The following is a 19,248-nucleotide window of genomic DNA, read 5'->3' as shown; positions in this document are numbered from 1 at the left end:
ATCCTTACTAGTGTGCTGTTTGTATTGGCATACAGGCGCGCCCTTTTCTTTGTCCAGCGTCAGCGCCTAGCCCCTCGAGGTCGCTTCGGTCCCTCAGTTGAAGTCAAAGAACGACTTCAATTTCTGGCCCCCCACAAGAGTATGCTTCGGAAGCATAATCATCGCACGAAGGAAAAGCGTTAGCTTTTTCGAGGAGCGCTTGTCGGGGCTGTTCAAGGCGCTTACGCTTTTCTTGTTACGGGTTAACCTTTGTTTCAAACTTTTGTTCACCGTTTTCATACTTCAAGATCGCAGCAGATTTGATTGGGTCATGTTTATCATCAAGTGTCAGGACGCCAGAGACAAGTTGCAGATCTTTGGTTTCCTCAAGTGCCTTTTGAATCTTCTGAGGATCCGCACTGCCTGCACGTTTAATAGCATCTGCCAGGTAATAGGCTGTGTCATAGCCAAGGGCAGCAAAGGCATCTGGAGATTTGCCATTGTACTTTGCCTTGAAGGCCTCAACGAATTCCTGGATTTTTTTATCCGGATCAGCAGCGGAATAGTGATTCGTAATGAATGTATTGTTCAATGCATCCCCGCCAGCGATTTCAACCAGCTTAGGTGAATCCCAGCCATCGCCTCCCATGATTGGTACTGTTATGCCAAGTTCACGGGCCTGCTTTATGATAAGGCCGACCTCTTCATAATATCCAGGCAGGAAGATGAAATCTGGATTTTTAGACTTCATACGTGTCAAAGTCGCACGGAAATCAGTATCCTTCGCTACATAAGCTTCCTCGGCAACTATGTCTCCCGAGTAAGAATCCTTAAACGCAGCTGCAAGGCCTTTTGCATAGTCACTTGCGGTATCAACGTATACTGCAGCCTTTTTCGACCCAAGTGTATCAGCAGCAAAATTCGCAGCTACTGTACCCTGGAATGGATCAATAAAGCACGTACGGAAGGCATAGGAATTTACTTTTCCGCCTTTGTTTGTAATATCTGGATTCGTGCCGGTTGGGGTGATGATCGGTACTTTATTTTTTTGTGCTACCTGGATCTGAGCAAGGGTATTGGTACTGGTGGCAGCACCAATAATAGCCGCTACTTTATCCTGACTGACAAGCTTTACAGCGCCGGAAGTTGCTTCCGAAGCCTCTGATTTGTTGTCAAACTTGATAAGCTTAATTTTCTTGCCATCAATACCCTCTTTATTAATATCTTCGAGCGCAAGTTCCAGGCCTTCAGCTATTGACTGGCCATAAGAAGCTACCCCTCCGGACAACTCAATGTTTGCCCCAATTTTAATCGTCTTGCTGTCTCCTCCCGAACCGCTTGTCCCTTGACCGCCACAGCCTGCCATGACTCCGGCTAGCAAGGAAAATGATAGAAAAATGCCTGCCAACTTTCTTTTCTTCATCCTAGTATCCCCCTCGTTTTCTTTTTTCGGATGATGATGATTCGTGCTGCGAAATAAAATCTTTTAATTCACAATAAAACCAATATTCTGAAAACATTGTACATGATAGGTTGTATTCCGTCTAGTAGAATAAAAGTTTTTTGCCATAGCTTTTTATCTTCAGGCTTCATCAATATTCGACATTCATTAAAAAGTTTCCTATTGATAATCCGTCTTTTCAGCTAATTTATATTATAATGGCACTAATAAGAAATGCTTTTCATTTCATACATAGGAGATGTGATTATGATGGAAAAGGAATTAATAGGACGGTTTATTTCATATGTAAAAATCGATACTCAATCAAATGAAGAAAGCTCCTCCTGTCCATCGACCGAGGGCCAGCTTCAATTGGCCAAGATGTTGGTTGGCGAACTTAAAGATATTGGTTTAGAAAATGTGACCATGGATGAAAATGGGTATGTCATGGCAACCTTGCCCGCCAATACCGAAAAGAACGCTCCGGTGATTGGATTTTTGGCCCACCTTGATACGGCAACGGATTTTACCGGCAAAGGGGTTAGTCCAAAAATTATCGAAAACTATAATGGCGGCGACATTGTCCTGAATGAAAAAATAGGAGTCGTTATGAAAACATCCGAGTTCCCTCAGCTTGCCAATTATGAAGGACATAAACTTATAACAACGGATGGAACCACGCTGCTTGGCGCCGATAATAAGGCAGGAATCGCTGAAATTATGACCGCACTGGCTTACCTCGTTCAAAACCCCGATATCAAACACGGAGAAATCAGGGTTGCCTTTACTCCGGATGAAGAAATTGGCCGAGGCCCGCATCGATTTGATGTATCGGCATTTGGCGCAAAATACGCTTATACCGTCGATGGCGGCCCGCTTGGTGAATTGGAGTACGAAAGCTTCAATGCAGCAGCCGCAAAGCTAACGTTTAAGGGAACAAATATCCACCCTGGCACTGCAAAGGGCAAAATGGTCAATTCAATGAAGATTGCAATGGACTTCCATCATCGGCTCCCTGCGGAAGAAGCGCCGGAACTGACTGAGGATTATGAAGGCTTCTATCATCTCCTTTCTTTCACTGGGGATGTTGAAGAAAGCAGGCTTTACTATATTATCCGGGATTTTGACAGGGAAAATTTCAATGCACGTAAGGCAAGAATGACAGAGAGTGCCGAGGAACTGAAACACGTATATGGGGAAGGTGCGATTAAACTGGACTTGACCGACCAGTATTACAACATGAAGGAAAAGATTGAACCTGTAAAGGAAATTGTCGATATTGCCCATGAGGTAATGGAAAGCTTAGGTATCTCCCCAATCGTTAAACCAATCAGAGGCGGAACAGATGGTTCTCAGCTATCCTACATGGGACTTCCAACCCCAAATATTTTTACAGGCGGAGAGAACTTCCATGGAAAATATGAGTTCATTTCAGTGGACAACATGCTGAAAGCGGTACAGGTTATTATTGGGATTGCAGAATCATTTGAGCAGCGCGCATAAGAACAAAAGCGCAAGCGCCTTGGGCATCGCCGTACAAACTGGAGGGGCTTCGACTGAGATAAAGGAATCACGAAGAGCGAAGCTACTACCTGCTTCACATCATGAAGAAGCATCTTCGAAAAAGCTACGTGGGCTTTGCGACGAGCTGAGATATGCTTCCCGAATATGCTATGGCGCAGGAGCACTGAGCGATTCGATGATGACTTATCGTAGGGAGGAGGCCTGAAGTTTGCTAGGCGATAGGCGCTCCTCGAAAAAGCTGTCGCTTTTTCTTCGTGCGATGATTATGCTTTCGAAGCCTTCCTTATGGAGCTAGACGTTGACACGCTCAATAAAAAGGGTATCCTCAGTCGCGAAATTAATAATTTCCTCTTAAAGATAAAAAAGCGGTCGTCCCTTGAGGACGGCCGCTTCAATCTTTTTTATCCCACTTTTCTTTATGCTTCAGTGCTCTTGGCCATTTTTACTACATCAACAAGATTGGTTTTACCGCTGTACCTCATGACACCTTTCGTATAAATCCGGTTTGCAACATAACTCAGAATGCCAATTGATAAAATCAGGACAACAATCGACAAAATGACTTCCAGCGCTCCAGCTTCACCAAGGACGATTCTTGAGAAAGTGACCATCGGTGAGAAAAATGGAATATAGGAACTCGCCAAAACAATTCCTGCATTCGGGTCCATCATCGTTTTAAACCCTAAGAAGAACCCGCCCATCAGCAAGATTGAAATAGGGAATATGATTGAACCGATATCCTCCATACGGGTAATTGTCGAGGTGATCGCAGCAAACAGCAGGGCGTAAACCATATACCCGAGCATGAAGTAAATGGAAAGGAACAGGAAAATCTTTGGACTTAATACCGATATATCAATAGGAAGCCCCATAAGTGTCATATCACTGGATACCCAGCCCAGCTGCCTTGCTAGAGCATATGCCAATGCAACCATTCCAATTTGCACAATACCTGATATCATGGCCGCGATTATTTTCGCATACATCATAGTGATTGGCTTTACCTTCGTAATCATGATCTCCATAACCCTTGTAGTCTTCTCACCAGCAATCCCCAGTGAGACTGTATTCCCAAACATCATGATGAACATATACATTAGGAATAGGAAAAAGTACACCAGCCCAAGAGACTCCGTTTCTTTCAACGGTACTTCATTAATTTTAACTGGAGTCAAAAGAGCTTGAGCGACTGCTGCATCAACATTATGATCATTCATTACTTTGCTTAAATACTGGGGCTGGACCACCGTATTTACCAATCCCAGCACCTGAAGGTCAGCTGTGCGCCTGAAGGAGTAATCGACATCAGGAGCACCGTCCCCAGTCTCTTTCAGTACAATCAGGGCATCACTTTTACCCTCCTCGACTTCCTTTTTTATCCCTTCAACTTTATCCTCACTAATTTCCTTAAGGTCTGCAAACTCGGCTGCTTCTTTCACAGCACTTGTGTCAAAATCATAGATTGATGATTGGTCGCTTATATACACAGTCATTTTTTCTTCTTTGTCATTAAAATGGGTGAAACCGAAATACCCAAGCACAACAGTAAACAAAACGGCTGCGATGATGATGTAACTCTTTGTTGTTAAGCCCTCTTTTAAATGAAATTTCAATACCGTTAAAAATTTGCTCATTTAACCCACCCTCTCAACAAAAATTTGATGAAGGGAAGGCTCCAGCAATGAAAAATTTTGAAGCGGCAGACCAGCAGATGCAGCGGCATTTAAAATATCCATACCTTCCTTTTCATTATGTACCTTTGCTGTATAAACGTTGCCGTTTTTTTCAAATGGCAATTGAAAATTCCCGAAAACTGGTTCAAGCTGGCGGTTCGACGTAATCCTGAGGTTTTTATAGCCGTAGTCGTCCTTTACCTGCTGCAATTTTCCTGAAACCTCTATATTCCCCTTCTTCATTAAGCAAACATTTTCGCAAAACATTTCAATCGATTCCATTCGATGGCTTGAAAGAATAATTGTTTTCTTAAGCGAAACAAGTTCTTCTATGACATTGCCCAGCATTGTGGCATTTACCGGGTCTAGCCCGCTGAATGGTTCATCCAGGATAATAATATCGGGGTCATGGAGGAGCGTGGCAATAATTTGGATTTTTTGCTGATTCCCCTTTGAAAGCTCACTTGCCAGCTTGTTTTTATATTCAGTAATCTCAAACTTCTCAAGCCAGTAATCTATCTTTTCATTCGCTTGCTTCCTGGTTAACCCCTCAAGCTCACCAAAGTACCTTAATTGTTCTGAAACTTTGGTTTTTGGATATAGGCCCCTTTCCTCGGGAAGATAGCCAATCGATAATTCCTCCCGGCGGAAGGGGCGGCCATTCCAAAGAATTTCTCCGCTATCCCGGTTCACAAGACCGAGCATCATTTTAATTGTGGTCGTCTTGCCTGCACCATTCCTTCCAAGCAGGCCAAGAACTTGACCTTCCTGCAATTCAAGGCTGATATTATTTACAGCAACGTTCTCTCCATATCTCTTTGTCAGATTGCGAATTTCCAATCCCACGTAAATCCCCCTTTTCAACTCTATTATTCTTAAAATTAATCCCACACCCCTGGCTGAAGGAAGGGATGCAGCAGAATCAATAGTAAACACTTCTTGTCCTAATGTATACGCACATAACAGCAAAGAGTTCCCAAAATATGATAAAAGAAGTACCTGAACTATCATTCAAGAAACAATCGCTGGAGGTGCTATATTGCCCAATACACCGCTATATTTCCGGTAAGGTCTTCCCTTTCTTGCCTTTTCTCTAACTTCTTTAATCCTGGTTGATCAATACAAGTAACAATCGGTATCCTTTTATCTTTAATAAATTTTACTTATGACATTTTAACTATAAATAGCGTAAAGTCTACCTACAAGGAAATTTTAGAAAATTTACATATATTTTACAATAATGTTTAATAAAACTTATAGTAGACCATTTCGAATAAAAAAGAAACCCTATCAATCAGGATTTCTTAAGATGGCAGCAGTGACTATTCTTCTAAAAACTCTTCACTACCATATGGAAAAGGGGAATAAATAGACGCGTGAAGATTGACTCGCTCGCCGGTAAATTGAACTCCTTCTTCTTCAAGGAGTTTCCGTTGCATTGTTTTGGTTTCGTTATCCCTAATCGCTATTTCCCCTTTTCCATTAACAACTCTATGCCAAGGGAGCTGGTACTTTTCACTCATGGAGTGAAGGATTCTGACAACCTGCCTGGCCGCACGTGGACTGCCCGCAAGCCCGGCCACTTGGCCATAGGTCATAACGCTGCCTTTTGGTATTTCTTTTATAATAGTCAATACCCTCTGAGTAAATGGCTTCATTCATTCACCATTCCTCTATACAGGTCAATGAGAGAATCAATCAATTCCACTTGCAGTTCATATTGCCTATAAATATTTTTAAAAGTCATTTCTGTTATTTCATCCAAATGTCCTAAAGCTGCACGTTTCGCTTCATTGCCGTTTTTTTGTTCAGTAAGTCCCGCTTTAAGAAGAACCTTTTGATGTTCAAGTGCCTCAACTGCTTCATTTGGAGCCAGATGCTGAATAAAGCTGAGACCGGTATAGAGCGTACTTGGCAAAAGGACCGAAGAAGCCTGCAGGGATTCCTTCAGAAGCTTCTGAAACTCAATTAGTCCGTTATCCGTAATTCTATATATAGCTTTAATCCGATGACCCGTCTTTTCAACTGTTTCCACCTCAACAAGCTCTTCCTTCTCCATCTTCTTTAATGCATGGTAAATCGAGCCCGGCAATATACCTGCCCAACGATCTGTTTGACTTACCTGAAGAATTTGCTGCATTTCATATCCCGACATTGATTTCATTTTTAAAAGTCCAAGGACCATCAAGCGTGTCATTTACCCGCACCTCAAAGTTAATTATTCAACGTTGAGTATTAGTCTAGCATAGTTTCTTGAAAAAATAAACTTAGGAATTCATGCTTTTTATCTTACGAGTTCTCTCCTGTTTTTCATCCCACCTGAATGTGGGTACAGCCAAAAAAATGGCTCCCGCGGTATAAACACATAGGATAAGTATTGCTTCCCCGATTGTTTCGGGATTACCATTAAGCAGATTCCTCAATCCTTTCACAAATGGGTCAAAAGGAAGTGCTTTGCCAAGAAGCCCTATCCATTCAGGTGCATTAGCGAGAGAGTAGAAGGCTTCGCTCATAAAAATCATCGGCAGCTGCAGCAGGTTGGAATACATATTTATCTGCCCTTCATTGTTTGCAAGATTGGCAATAAGGAAACCAATGCTTGTGAAACAAGTTGTGCCAAATATTATAAGTAAAAACGTCGACCCTAGTGAGAGCAGGGAGATATCGATTCCAAATAATAGGACGCCCGTGATCCATACAAACAAATTAAGGATAATCCCAATAACGGCTCTGGCAAGAACCATTATGGCTACGAACACCAGCACGGGCATTGGAGTCAGTTTGAGGAACTTGTAGACCCCTTTATTCCTATGTGAAAACACCTGAAAGGCAATTCCCTGCATACCCCAAAATATAGTACTGACTGCTGTTACACCTGATAGGATGCTTAACCGCATCTCAGGGGTTTCAAAATAATAGCCAAGCCCACTCATTAAAAGGAGCGGAAAAACTAATGCATAGAACAAGGAAATTTTATCCTTTAAAGATGTTAAAACCATTGATTTAAAAATGTACAAACTCATTATTGTCCCTCCTTTGACGTTAAAAGCAAATACAAGTTTTCCAGGTCACTGGCATGATAGCTTTTACAGATTTCTCGCGGTTTCCCTTCCACAATGACTTCTCCTTTATTAATCATAATCACCCTTGTAGCAAGCTTCATGACCTCGCCCATGTCATGCGACGTAAAAACAACGGTTTTCCCGTTTTGATGCAGACTACCAATCAATTGGTGGATCTCCATTCTAGAACGTGGGTCGAGAGCGGCTGTCGGTTCATCAAGGAAAACCAGTTCTGGGTCATGGACGAGCGATGCCGCAATCGCGAGTCTCTTTTGCTGCCCGCCAGATAATTTTGATGCTTCAACTTGGGCTGCATCCCTCAGCCCACAGCTATCCAACAGACTGTAAGCCTCTCCATCCCCCAAGTTTATTTTATAAAAAGCAGCAAAGAGCTTTATATTTTCCTTTGCTGTAAGGCCTGGAAAAAAAGGGATTGCTTGAAGCTGAACACCGATTGATGATTTGTAACGATTTACCCAATACGTTACTTTGCCGCTATCAGCTTTCCTCAATCCAATCAGCATCTCTAAAGTTGTTGTTTTTCCTGCGCCATTCGGTCCAATTACAGCAACAATTTCATTCTTTTTGATTTCTAAATCGACGCTATTTACCACCTTTCTTTGCCCATAGCTCTTTTGGATTCCTTCTGCTTGAATATACATAATCTAACCACCCTTTGTTCAATATTGATTAGTCAACGTTGACTATACAACATAATATACTCGCTCACTCATTAAATGTAAACTACATTCGTTTATTTTCGTTCGACATTTTTCGAGACCAACACTGATAAACCCTGCTTTTTTCAATAAAGAAAATATTATTTCAGATTACTCTAAAAATAGGTATATAAACCTTTTACTCTTTAAAGTATTATTAAGGTATAGGATGGGGAAGGGGCACCAACTGGAATGAGTAAAGCAAGAATCTATGATTTTGTTTTGTTTTTTTCTGCAATCGCCATTGCCTTTTATTCACGTGAGTTAACAATAGATGTAAGCCTATACATAAAAGCACTGCTCTTATTTCTGACATTTTCAATGCTATACCAGCATCTTCGGATTGTTGACAAAACCGGCAGTTCATCATTTGACTATGGGATAAATTATAGCCTTGCATTTGGAATTTTTGCCGGCCCTTTTGGTCTTTTTATTTTCGAGGCCATTTATCGGTTTATGATTTTTTTCAGGCGCAAACAGACCAAAACGGATGATCCTGAAGAATTATCGGATACATTTTACAACATTGGCGCTTTTACAATTATCTACTCCACTGGGTATTATTTATTTGATTTTTTAAGCCCAATTTTTAATGAAATCAACCCTTTAGGTTATTGGCTGTTAATTATTCTGCTTGTTTGTGTAACGTCCTTATTGATTGACCTCTTTTTAGTAGTTGCTTTTTTCTTGCTAAAGGATATAAAAACAATGGAGGAAGCCATTGATTTTTTTAAAAGCCGAAATATCCCGGATATGGCAAAAACAGCCCTGACCAACGGCTTGCTTCTTTTATTCCTTCTGGAAGTTGACTGGGATATGCTCATTGTCTTATTCTGCCTCAATTACATTGTCAGCCTTTCTTTTTATTCGAAATCACAGAGCATCAAGGATAAGTTAGATCGTGATAAATTCGAACAGATGGCTTATACAGACTTCCTGACTGGTGTAAACAATCGCGCATTTATGGATAAGAGAATGGCGGAGCTTGGCCATACACAGGAATATATTGGAATTGTCGTTGCCGATATTGATAACTTTAAGTCCATTAATGACAGCTATAATCACTCTGTGGGTGACCAGGTTATCAAGCATTATGCTAGTATGTTAAAAAGCTTTCTTAACAGTGGTGATAATTTGTTCAGAAGCGGGGGCGAGGAATTTACGATTTTTCTCCGCAACAGGAATTACAATCAATGCAGGGAACTTGTCGAAAGAATCCTTCGCGAAGTACATGAAAGAGTTGTAGAAGTCGATTTCGGGTCTGAACACATATATGTTTCCTATACTTCTTCCTTTGGGCTCTATTATTTTAAGGTTAAGAGCCAGAATTCCTTGGAAAAAGGCTATATCCAGGCGGATCAGCTTCTTCTGGAATCAAAGCGGGATGGCCGTAACCGCATTACCTCTGTGAGTGAATGTACCGGAGCCTTTCATTCCGCGCTTATTCGGTAAAATTGCCATTCCCTATAGAGGAATGGTTTTTTGCTTTAAGTACTACTTAAACTATTTGACAGTTTAAGGTATAATAAGCGAGTGTTAGTAGCATATAAATGGGCAATTCACGATTGCTTACTTTTGTGGAAAGAGAGTGTGACCATTATGGGCCGCAAATGGAATAACATTAAAGAAAAGAAGGCTTCAAAAGACGCCAATACAAGCCGGATATATGCCAAGTTTGGCCGTGAAATATATGTAGCAGCAAGGCAGGGTGAGCCTGACCCGGAATCAAATACTGCATTAAAGGTAGTTCTTGAACGGGCAAAAACATACAGTGTTCCTAAACATATTATTGAAAAAGCAATCGAAAAAGCGAAGGGCGGTTCTGAAGAAGCCTATACGGAACTTCGGTATGAAGGCTTTGGCCCAAGCGGTTCGATGGTCATCGTTGATGCGCTGACCAACAACGTGAACCGCACGGCCTCGGACGTCCGCGCCGCATTTGGAAAAAATGGCGGAAACATGGGGGTCAGTGGCTCTGTTTCGTATATGTTTGATGCAACAGCTGTTTTTGGGGTCGAAGGAAAAACTTCGGAGGAGGTTCTTGAACTTCTCATGGAAGCAGACGTGGATGTACGTGACATTATCGAGGAAGAAGATTCTGTCATCGTCTATGCCGAACCTGACCAATTCCACTCTGTACAGGAAGCATTTAAAGATGCTGGGATTACCGAGTTTACGGTTGCCGAACTGACGATGCTTGCACAAAGTGATGTGAAACTGGATGGAGATGCCTTGGTTAAATTCGAGAAAATGATTGATGCCCTCGAAGACCTCGAGGATGTCCGCCAAGTTTATCATAACGTAGATCTTAATGAATAAGGACGGACTGGCTTTCCTTTCTAGGAAGGCCTTTTTCTTTTGACCAATGAATCTTTTTACCTGTTTTTCCGTATACCTTTATACCAAGGCACAAATTGAAAGGAGCCAACATGGGCAATATACTTGTTTTTTCACTGATCTTCGGATTGCTGACATCAATCCTTCTTTTTCCTTTCTCTTCGAGTCCGATGGAGAAGAAGCCCAAAACCGCTAAAGGAAAGGCTAATAAACCTGGACTGGGTTTTCTAATTGGATTAATTATCCTATTTAGCATTGCTATTTTTATTTATTATTATATAACAAACCTGGACAGGAACCTTTCCTCCTTTTGGCTATTTTTCATCCTTATATCCGCTTTTGGAGCTTTACTTTCCCAGGGGAAGGAACAACTTGTAAAGGGATTGGTTTTCGCTGGAAGCCTTTTGCTTGGACTTTATTTCATGACTGCATTTTTATTTAATGCCGATGAGAAATACGAAACAGCAAAGATGGAACAGCAAACCGAAATTAAGTCTTTTGATGAAACAAAGACGCCGGCGAGCGTGCCTCCGCAATTTGCACGAAATAAGATGCGAAAGGCTTTTGGCCAAGTGCCAAATACGAGCTATTATGAGCTTGGCACCCTGCAGATTCAAAAAGTCAAAGATGACTATGTTTATATTGCACCTGTTGAGTTTTCTGGATTCTTCAAGTGGGTGAATGGAGATACAACGCCGGGCTATTTCACTTTGAGTGCCACTGATTCAACAGCAAATCCAAAGTTTATAAAAACAGATATGGCATATACCCCTTCTTCTTACTTTGGCAAAAATATCGAACGGCATATGCGCAATCAATACCCTGATTATATTTTCAAGGGTGATGCCCAGCTTGAAATCGATGAGGAAGGAAAACCATACTACATCCGCTCCTACGGAGATTTTATCTCCGCAAGAAATGGATTCTCTGTAGAAGGAATTGTCGTAGTTGATCCACTGAGCGGCAAAACGGAAGACTATCCTTTAGAGGATGCACCTAAATTTATAGATGGAGCTGTTTCACCAGAAGTTGTTAGCCTGCAAAATAGTTATTTTGGGAATTATGTGCATGGTTTCTGGAACAGTCTGTTCGGCAAAAAGGATGTGAAGCTTCCTTCAGATGAAGGAACCGAGGCAAATGTGACTCCAATCTTTGATGAAAACGGGATTATGTATTATTTTACCGACTTTACGAGCCCGAAAGAAGGCGTCGACTCGATGCTCGGCTATTCACTTACCCATTCACGTTCTGGCGAGGCTACTTATTACACTGGCAATCTTGAAGAATCGTATATGGATTCCGAAGGTGCACTGCAAATCATTGAAAAGAAATTCATTGAAAAGAAGTGGAAGGGCCGGATGCCAGTTCTCTACAATTTCTATGGAGAAGCAAGCTGGCTGACGCCGGTCCTTGACTCGAACGGATTTTTGCAAAATTATTTTATTGTTTCGGCTGCAAATCCGGAAATCTCAGTATACGGAACAACACCGAATGATGCGCTGCGCCAGTACAAACTCGCCTTGCAACGCGGCGGCGGCGGTGTCGACGGCAGTTCCAAAGCAGAGGAAAAGCAAATAAGCGGAACCGTTCTACGTGTCTACAAGGAAAAATCAGGTGACTTTACGGCAGTTTCCTTCCTGCTGGATAACCGCCAGAATTTTGTCGCATCATCCGAGAAGCTCCCGCTTGCCATTTATTTAACAGAGGGAGACAAAGTTAATCTCACCTATTCCGATACAGGTGAGGCATTCCTGCCTGTTAAGGAAATGCGGATTGAAGGGCTTGAGTAATACAAAGAACACGATGAGACTGCCTCATCGTGTTTTTTACTGTCTATTTAATCCACTTCCTAAGGAGGGGGCCGCTATCCCCATAGACCGGGTCGGTTTCCGGGACAGGAACATTCCTGATTTCCTGAAGCGCCTGGGCGCGTTCTCCAGGGTCTTGCTGCTTTATATTCGGTGTCATTCCATTTGGATAAGCACCAATGACTTCAAACTCTTCATTTGAATCCACAAGCTGGTGTCCGGTACCCGCGGGAATCAATACTACATCCCCTGCTTTCACGACCAGCCTTTCCCCGGTATCGCCACCAAGCAAAATGGTTGCCTGCCCAGACCTTACTCCCAATACTTCATGGGTATTGGAGTGGTAATGGTGATAGTCATAAATTCCTCCCGACCAACTGCCCGTCCAACCATGGCGGTTGAAGGTCGCTTCAATATCGTTTGGATTATCACTAAAGATCCCCTCATAAACTATGACAGGCAATTCCTGATTGTTTGGAATCCCGCCATCATCCTTTAAGAAAAATGAATGTTCATTTAATGCATAACAAAACACTCCTCTCTAATATTGATAGAATTAGTTTGTTATAGATTCCTGGCGTTGAAGGTGTCTCCTTCTTCGAGGTTTCCGGCTTCGTAGCCTTTGTAAAACCATCTTTTCCTTTGTTCCGAGGTTCCGTGTGTAAAGCTGTCAGGAACTACATAACCCTGGGAACGCTTCTGGATGGTATCATCACCTACTGCCATTGCAGCAGTTAATGCTTCCTCAAGGTCACCTTCCTCAAGATAACCTGCACCCTGTGCATAGTGGGCAAAGACACCTGCATAATAGTCAGCCTGAAGTTCAAAGCGGACCTGATATTTGTTGAATTCCTTTTCGCTCAGCGAGTTGCGCTTTTGGGCCAATTTATCACTTTGCCCAAGCAAAGTCTGGACATGGTGCCCCACCTCATGGGCAACAACATACGCCATCGCAAAATCACCCGGCGCCTGGAACTTTGTTTGCAAATCCTGATAGAAACTTAAATCGATGTAAAGCTTTTGATCTCCTGGACAGTAAAACGGGCCAACCGCCGAGCTGGCAGAACCACAAGCAGATTGTACACTTCCTGTATATAACACCAATGTCGGTTCCTTATATTGAAGCCCTTGTTCCCTGAATATCTCCGACCAAACCTGCTCTGTATCTGCCAGAACGACTGAAACAAAATCAGCCAGTTCCTGCTCTTCTGCAGTTTCCTGGTACGGTGCCGGGGATTGCAGGCCAGTACCGCCCCCCATATTATTTAAGAGGCTTCCAAGGTCCCCTCCCCCAAGAAAGGTCAAAATCAGGACTAGGACAATCCCGCCGATTCCCCCACCGAGAAGTTTCCCTCCTCCGCCCATGCCGCGCCTATCTTCAACATTGGAACTTCCTTGCCTTCCTCTCCATTGCATCTGTTGTTCCTCCCCGGAGTATATAAAGTCATGTCACTTTTACTCCTTATACCCCGGTTGACGAGCTTTTAAAATTAAAATGGCATTGACCGTTATTTTCCAATAAAAGCAAGAAGGGAGACGGCACTTACTCCTTCTCCCTCCTGTTTTTCTATTCAATTGCCCCACTGACATCGTAAGGCGCCAAATCCAGATCAGGCTCTATGCCAAGTGCAAGCTTCGCAAGCTGCGCTCCGAGAAACGGGCCTACAGTAAGGCCTGAAGCGCCGAGCCCATTTGTGAATAAAAGATTGCTATAACCAGGTATTTCACCTATAACCGGCAGGAAACCCGGTGTATATGGCCGGTATCCAACCCTGGCCTCTGTAAACGCGGCATCCGCCAATCCTGGAGCGATTTCCAATGCTTTGCTAAATACCTCATTCAGGCCGCCGGCTGTTATCCGCAAATCGAAATCCATGTCATTCTCATGGGTTGTCCCTACTACAATTTTTCCATCCTCAAATGCAAGGATGTATTGATCATTCGGAGGCATAATGACTGGCCACTCAGATGTATCTTGATTTTCAAATTGGAGATGAACAATTTGCCCCTTCTGTGAAGTAAGCTTTAGATTAATGCCAAGCGGCACAAGCAACTCTCTCGCCCAAGCCCCTGCAGTTACGATAACTTTATCGGCATAATAAACTTTATCGCCGACTGTAGCTCCAATTACAGTTCCGGTTTCAACGGTAATCTCTGCCGATCCGGTAATAAGAGCTGCACCGTGCCTGCAGGCTGAATTTAAAAGTGCATTTCTTAATGCACGGCCATCGACCCTGGCCGCACCGCCGACCTTAACAGAAGAGAACTCTCTCGAAATAGGTGGAAACAGTTTAGCTGTTTCCTCCTCGCTAAGCTGTGTAACTTCGCCAATTTCCGGTGCATCTTCGCGCCTTGCAAGAGCCCTCTGTTCCATTTTGTCCAGCTTTACGGAATCTTTGTGAAGGCTTAATGCCCCAACCCTGGCATACCCTGTCTCTGTTTCCCCTTCTTCCTCAAGCTGCTGGATAAGCGATGAATAATAGGCTGCGCCGTTTTTAGCAAGTGCATACCACGCTTTATTGCGGCGCTGCGACAGCCATGGGCATATAATCCCGGCTGCTGCGTCCGTTGCCTGGCCCTGGTCTTCCCGGTCAATAACAGTAACCTCCGCGCCTGTCTTTGCCAAATGATAGGCAGTTGATGCACCGAGGATTCCCGCACCGATTATAATGAATTTTTTCATAGTAAACACCTTTTTCTAAAATCGTTCATTTCTCTATTTTACAAAAAACAATAGCCAACTCAAAATAGGGCATTCCGGCATTGACAAATTTATGCAAAGGGAAATATACTGAATCCAGCAGCACCACAATACTGAAAGGATAGGTACAGGAGCAATGAAGCTATAATCTTATTTTTTGGAGTGAACTCATGATGAATAAAAATGAGGAAACCTGGAGAATAGGATTCGTATGCCCTTTTTTGCTTATCAAGTACCATGCCTTCCGCATGCCTTTTTTGGTATGCCTGTTTTTGGCGATGCTTGTTTAAAGGGTTTTTGCATACATATTTCCAACCTCTCCAGTAGACCTGGGGAGGTTTTTCTATTGATTATCGAAACTCAGTTTCCCTATAAATGTGCTTAACAAATTAACTGAGGTGATTATGTATGGAATTGATCCAAGTACGAAATGTAAAAAAGAGCCTTGGAGAACGCGACATTCTTAAGGATGTTTCTTTTGATATATGGAATGGTGAAAAAATAGGCCTTGTCGGCTGGAACGGCTCAGGCAAGACAACACTTATCAAGCTTATTATTGGAGAACTCGCCCTTGATGGCGGTACAGTCGTAAAAAGACCCGAAAGCCTGAGGGTTGGTTATCTGCCCCAATCAACTGAATATGATTTGACTACCTCTTTTATGGAAAATGGAAATGAGCTTTTGGAAACAGCCAGCAAGCTAGGCCTTGAAAGAATTCGGGACTGGGAAGAACAAAGGCTTGGGAGCTTGAGCGGCGGAGAGCGCCTCAAGCTGGCACTGGCTGGAATCTGGTCTCAAAATCCGGAGCTGCTTATCCTTGATGAACCGACAAACCACCTTGACCAAAGTGGATTGGAATGGCTTATCGCATCACTCAACAAGGCAAAACAGGCAGCCCTGATCATCTCCCATGACCGATACTTTCTTGATGAAACAGTGAACAAAATTCTTGAAATCGAGGATGGGATTCTTACAGCCTATGAAGGAAATTTCACTGCGTATCGGCAAGAAAAGCAGCGCCGCCGTGAGCAACAGGAACGTGATTACCAGAAGCAGCAAAAAAAAATAGAAATGATTAACCAGCAAATCGAAACCTTCAAGAAGTGGTCTGAAAAGGGACACCGTGAGGCAGGAAAAGGCAAAACCCCTGCAGAAAACCGGCAGGCAGGCTTTAAGGAATACGGACGGGTACAGGCAAAGAAAAAAGATATCCAAATCAGGTCAAAGCTAAAGCGCCTAAACCTGGAACTGGAAAAACACAAGGTTGAAAGGCCAAAGGAAGACTTGAATGTGGAATTCAATTTCGAAACAAACCGGAGCCGGGGCAAAAGGTTACTTGAGGCAAAGGGACTTGCAAAGGCGTTTGAAGAACGAAAGCTGTTTGAAAAAAGCCATTTTTATATACGGCATGGTGAAAAAATAGCATTGCTTGGACCAAATGGGGCTGGAAAAACAACGTTTATCAAAATGCTGCTTGGCGAAGAGCCTGTCACAAGGGGATCCCTCTGGAAAAGCGAATCACTGAAGATTGCCTATCTTAGCCAAGATGTAAACGACCTTCCAGAAAAAAAGACTCCCCTTCAATTTCTTGACCTTGAAAAATGGGAAGAGATAGCGAGGGCGAGAACCCTGTTTGCCAACATGGGAATGAAGGAGGAAAAGCTGGTAAATCCTATTTCTGCCCTTAGCCTGGGCGAAAGGACCAGGGTAAAACTTGTCCATATGATTATGCAGGAATACGATGTGCTCATCCTGGATAAACCGACAAATCACCTCGATTTACCCAGCAGGGAACAGATGGAGCAAACCCTTGAAAGCTTTTCTGGTACTCTGATTATCGTTTCACACGACCGCTATTTTGTTGAAAGGCTGTGCGATAAAATCCTTTTAATAGAGAACAATCGAATTCAGCGATATGAAATGAGCCTAAAAGAATTTTTGGATAAAAAATACAACCATGTGAATCTCGACGAAAGGAACCGCCAGGAGGCACTGGCTGTTCTCGATACAAAGATTGCAGAGCTGCTTGGGAAAATCAGCCTGATTCCCAAGGACAGTGTGGAGTATATGCAGGTCGATTTACAGCTTAATGAGCTGATTCAGAAAAAACGGTCATACTAGGATAGATTACCCGCTCCCTTTCCTGATGAGAAAACAGGTCAAATACAATAGGCGGAGATATTCCGTTTAACTTCTTTAAATTAGATAAAATTCAATGGTTTGGGTCATGTAACCGGAAAAACTCCCCTTATTATCGGGGAAATATCGGTATTTCTCAACTTAAGCGGAATTTTTCCGTTAAATTTCAAACAAAGGGAAATCAACATTAACAGCCAAAAATTACTGCGATTTCGTACTCTATTCCCTATTACGATTTACTGTTTGACACCTTTAAAGAGAAAGAAAGATGGAGCTATTCGAATCGAATAGCTCCATTGTTATTTTCCTAATAATTTTCCCAACATGAAAAAGGTTTCATATCGTTTAAATTCTGGGCAAAACAATATGACTACTTTTCCCAGGAGGCCTTCATGAAAAAAGTAAAAATCCTTGTCTTATTTATGATGATGTTTGCACTTGCAACCGCATCCTTCTCCCCTGCCCCAAAAGCAGCAGGAATTACTGCCGAGTTGAGCCCAGCAATCCAAAAGCTTTTAGGCACAACATTATCCGGTAGCGAGACGGAAGCCATTATTACGTATAAGACACAGCCTGTTTTAAAGGATGTACAGTTGCTCCAAAACCTTGGTTTTAAAACAAACACGTTTGATCATTTGCCAATGATTGCAGTTAAAGGAAAGCTCGGTTCGCTTGTCACCCTTCTAGCTTCATCCACTAATATTCTTTCGGTCTATGAAAATAAGGAACTTACATATTTTCTCCGCGATAGCCGCAACTTGATCGGAGCTGAGGCTGTCTGGAATGACCTTGGCTATACAGGTAAGGGCGTTACCATTGCGGTGATTGACAGTGGCATTGATGCAACCCACCAGGACTTAAAATTCGGCGATAAGGTCGTCCAAAACGTAAAATTTGTTGCTGGGAATCTGTTCGGCAATGAACCTGTTTATCTCGAGAATGTGATCAATACCGACACTACCTCCGGGCACGGCACCCATGTAGCCGGAACAATCGCCGGCAGCGGCACGTCGAGCGGAGGCCTCTATAAGGGAGTAGCTCCAGATGCTAAACTTGTCGGCCTTGGTGTTGGCGAAGGAATCAATATTTTATGGTCATTGGAAGCTTTAGATTATGCAATTGAAAATAAAGACAAGTACGGAATTGATATCATTAGCAACAGCTGGGGCACGACCGGTGAATATTCGCCTAACGACCCAATCAATGTTGCTTCAAAAGCAGCACATGATGCCGGGATGACTGTCGTTTTTGCAGCTGGCAATGAAGGCCCTGGAGATAACACACTTAATCCGTATTCTGCCGCTCCTTGGGTGATTAGCGTTGCAGCCGGGACGAAGGATAAACAACTTGCTGACTTCTCTTCCAGGGGAGTAGCCGGAGACGCACTTCTTCATCCAGACATTACCGCTCCCGGAGTTGATATTGTCGCAACCCGTTCATCAACCGGCCTTGTTATGAATCTACTCGGTACGGCAACCGATCTAACGTACCTTGATCCTGAACATCTGCTGTTTTATACGACTTCGAGTGGAACAAGTATGGCCGCTCCGCATATATCCGGAGTTGTTGCACTCATGAAAGAAGCAAAGCCGGATTTGACGCCTGGCCAGGCCCTTGACTATATGGTTCAGACGGCTGATCCGATGCCGGGTTATCAATACCATCAAGTTGGAGCAGGTTATGTAAATGCCTTAAATGCTGTTCAGGCAGCAGCTTCCGTCCAATAAAAAAACTCGCGATTAAGCGAGTTTGCCATAAGTCTATGAAAGTATATTCATATGTGCAAATTTATTGGCATCATTTCAAACTCTAATTTTACTTGAAATGATGCCAATAGCTCTTATTGGAATCGTTTTAGAGAAAAT

The 19,248-nt window shown here is 42.9% G+C and carries 16 protein-coding genes; 6 read left to right on the top strand and 10 right to left on the bottom strand.

Annotation, left to right across the window (positions count from 1 at the left end; translation table 11 throughout):
* Positions 1–235 precede the first annotated feature (235 nt).
* Complete coding sequence (locus tag A8F94_RS21815; RefSeq protein ID WP_066205650.1) at positions 236–1,402, bottom strand: ABC transporter substrate-binding protein; 1,167 nt, start codon at positions 1,400–1,402, stop codon at positions 236–238.
* A gap of 288 nt (positions 1,403–1,690) precedes the next feature.
* Here A8F94_RS21815 and pepT point away from each other — a divergent pair, with 288 nt between their 5' ends.
* Positions 1,691–2,923: a peptidase T gene (pepT, locus tag A8F94_RS21810; protein ID WP_066206103.1), complete on the top strand. Its 1,233-nt coding sequence runs from the start codon at positions 1,691–1,693 to the stop codon at positions 2,921–2,923.
* Positions 2,924–3,360: 437 nt separating this feature from the next.
* Here the strand turns inward: pepT and A8F94_RS21805 are convergent, their stop codons facing one another.
* The 6 genes from A8F94_RS21805 to A8F94_RS21780 form a co-directional block, all read right to left on the bottom strand.
* Positions 3,361–4,578 (bottom strand): ABC transporter permease, encoded by a 1,218-nt coding sequence (locus tag A8F94_RS21805; RefSeq protein ID WP_066205644.1) that lies wholly within the window; start codon positions 4,576–4,578, stop codon positions 3,361–3,363.
* Positions 4,579–5,463, bottom strand: coding sequence for an ABC transporter ATP-binding protein (locus A8F94_RS21800; protein WP_066205642.1), 885 nt, complete (start codon positions 5,461–5,463; stop codon positions 4,579–4,581).
* A gap of 476 nt (positions 5,464–5,939) precedes the next feature.
* A complete protein-coding gene (locus A8F94_RS21795) occupies positions 5,940–6,275 on the bottom strand; it encodes an MGMT family protein (protein WP_066205637.1) in 336 nt (111 codons plus the stop codon).
* Positions 6,272–6,814 (bottom strand): PadR family transcriptional regulator, encoded by a 543-nt coding sequence (locus tag A8F94_RS21790; RefSeq protein ID WP_066205632.1) that lies wholly within the window; start codon positions 6,812–6,814, stop codon positions 6,272–6,274. Before A8F94_RS21790 ends, A8F94_RS21795 begins: the two co-directional genes overlap by 4 nt.
* Before the next feature lie 70 nt (positions 6,815–6,884).
* On the bottom strand, positions 6,885–7,640 hold the full coding sequence (locus A8F94_RS21785) for an ABC transporter permease (RefSeq protein WP_066205629.1): 756 nt from the start codon (positions 7,638–7,640) through the stop codon (positions 6,885–6,887).
* Complete coding sequence (locus tag A8F94_RS21780; RefSeq protein ID WP_066205626.1) at positions 7,640–8,341, bottom strand: ABC transporter ATP-binding protein; 702 nt, start codon at positions 8,339–8,341, stop codon at positions 7,640–7,642. Before A8F94_RS21780 ends, A8F94_RS21785 begins: the two co-directional genes overlap by 1 nt.
* 249 nt (positions 8,342–8,590) lie before the next feature.
* On the opposite strand from A8F94_RS21780, the gene A8F94_RS21775 reads away from it, so the two are divergent.
* The 3 genes from A8F94_RS21775 to A8F94_RS21765 all read left to right on the top strand — a co-directional run bounded on the left by A8F94_RS21775 (position 8,591) and on the right by A8F94_RS21765 (position 12,525).
* The gene (locus A8F94_RS21775; protein ID WP_066205622.1) at positions 8,591–9,850 is read left to right on the top strand and encodes a GGDEF domain-containing protein; all 1,260 of its coding nucleotides are present in this window, start codon (positions 8,591–8,593) and stop codon (positions 9,848–9,850) included.
* Positions 9,851–9,997: 147 nt separating this feature from the next.
* Positions 9,998–10,717, top strand: coding sequence for a YebC/PmpR family DNA-binding transcriptional regulator (locus A8F94_RS21770; RefSeq protein ID WP_066205619.1), 720 nt, complete (start codon positions 9,998–10,000; stop codon positions 10,715–10,717).
* A 110-nt stretch (positions 10,718–10,827) separates the two neighbouring features.
* Positions 10,828–12,525, top strand: coding sequence for a hypothetical protein (locus A8F94_RS21765; protein ID WP_066205615.1), 1,698 nt, complete (start codon positions 10,828–10,830; stop codon positions 12,523–12,525).
* A gap of 43 nt (positions 12,526–12,568) precedes the next feature.
* On the opposite strand, the gene A8F94_RS21760 is transcribed toward A8F94_RS21765, so the two are convergent.
* The 3 genes from A8F94_RS21760 to A8F94_RS21750 all read right to left on the bottom strand — a co-directional run bounded on the left by A8F94_RS21760 (position 12,569) and on the right by A8F94_RS21750 (position 15,226).
* Complete coding sequence (locus tag A8F94_RS21760) at positions 12,569–13,078, bottom strand: cupin domain-containing protein (RefSeq protein ID WP_066205613.1); 510 nt, start codon at positions 13,076–13,078, stop codon at positions 12,569–12,571.
* 29 nt (positions 13,079–13,107) lie between these two features.
* Complete coding sequence (ypfJ, locus tag A8F94_RS21755) at positions 13,108–13,959, bottom strand: KPN_02809 family neutral zinc metallopeptidase (RefSeq protein ID WP_066205610.1); 852 nt, start codon at positions 13,957–13,959, stop codon at positions 13,108–13,110.
* A 151-nt stretch (positions 13,960–14,110) separates the two neighbouring features.
* Complete coding sequence (locus A8F94_RS21750; RefSeq protein WP_066205607.1) at positions 14,111–15,226, bottom strand: NAD(P)/FAD-dependent oxidoreductase; 1,116 nt, start codon at positions 15,224–15,226, stop codon at positions 14,111–14,113.
* A gap of 426 nt (positions 15,227–15,652) precedes the next feature.
* Here A8F94_RS21750 and abc-f point away from each other — a divergent pair, with 426 nt between their 5' ends.
* Positions 15,653–17,365, top strand: a complete 1,713-nt coding sequence (gene abc-f, locus A8F94_RS21745; RefSeq protein WP_066205604.1) for a ribosomal protection-like ABC-F family protein — start codon at positions 15,653–15,655, stop codon at positions 17,363–17,365.
* 410 nt (positions 17,366–17,775) lie between these two features.
* The gene (locus A8F94_RS21740; protein ID WP_066205601.1) at positions 17,776–19,110 is read left to right on the top strand and encodes a S8 family serine peptidase; all 1,335 of its coding nucleotides are present in this window, start codon (positions 17,776–17,778) and stop codon (positions 19,108–19,110) included.
* Positions 19,111–19,248: the final 138 nt, after the last annotated feature.

It is taken from the genome of Bacillus sp. FJAT-27225, assembly GCF_001685025.1.
GTDB lineage: Bacteria > Bacillota > Bacilli > Bacillales > Cytobacillaceae > Bacillus_D.
The sequence above is the reverse complement of the archived record's forward strand: the minus strand, read 5'-3'. Positions and strand labels throughout refer to the sequence as shown.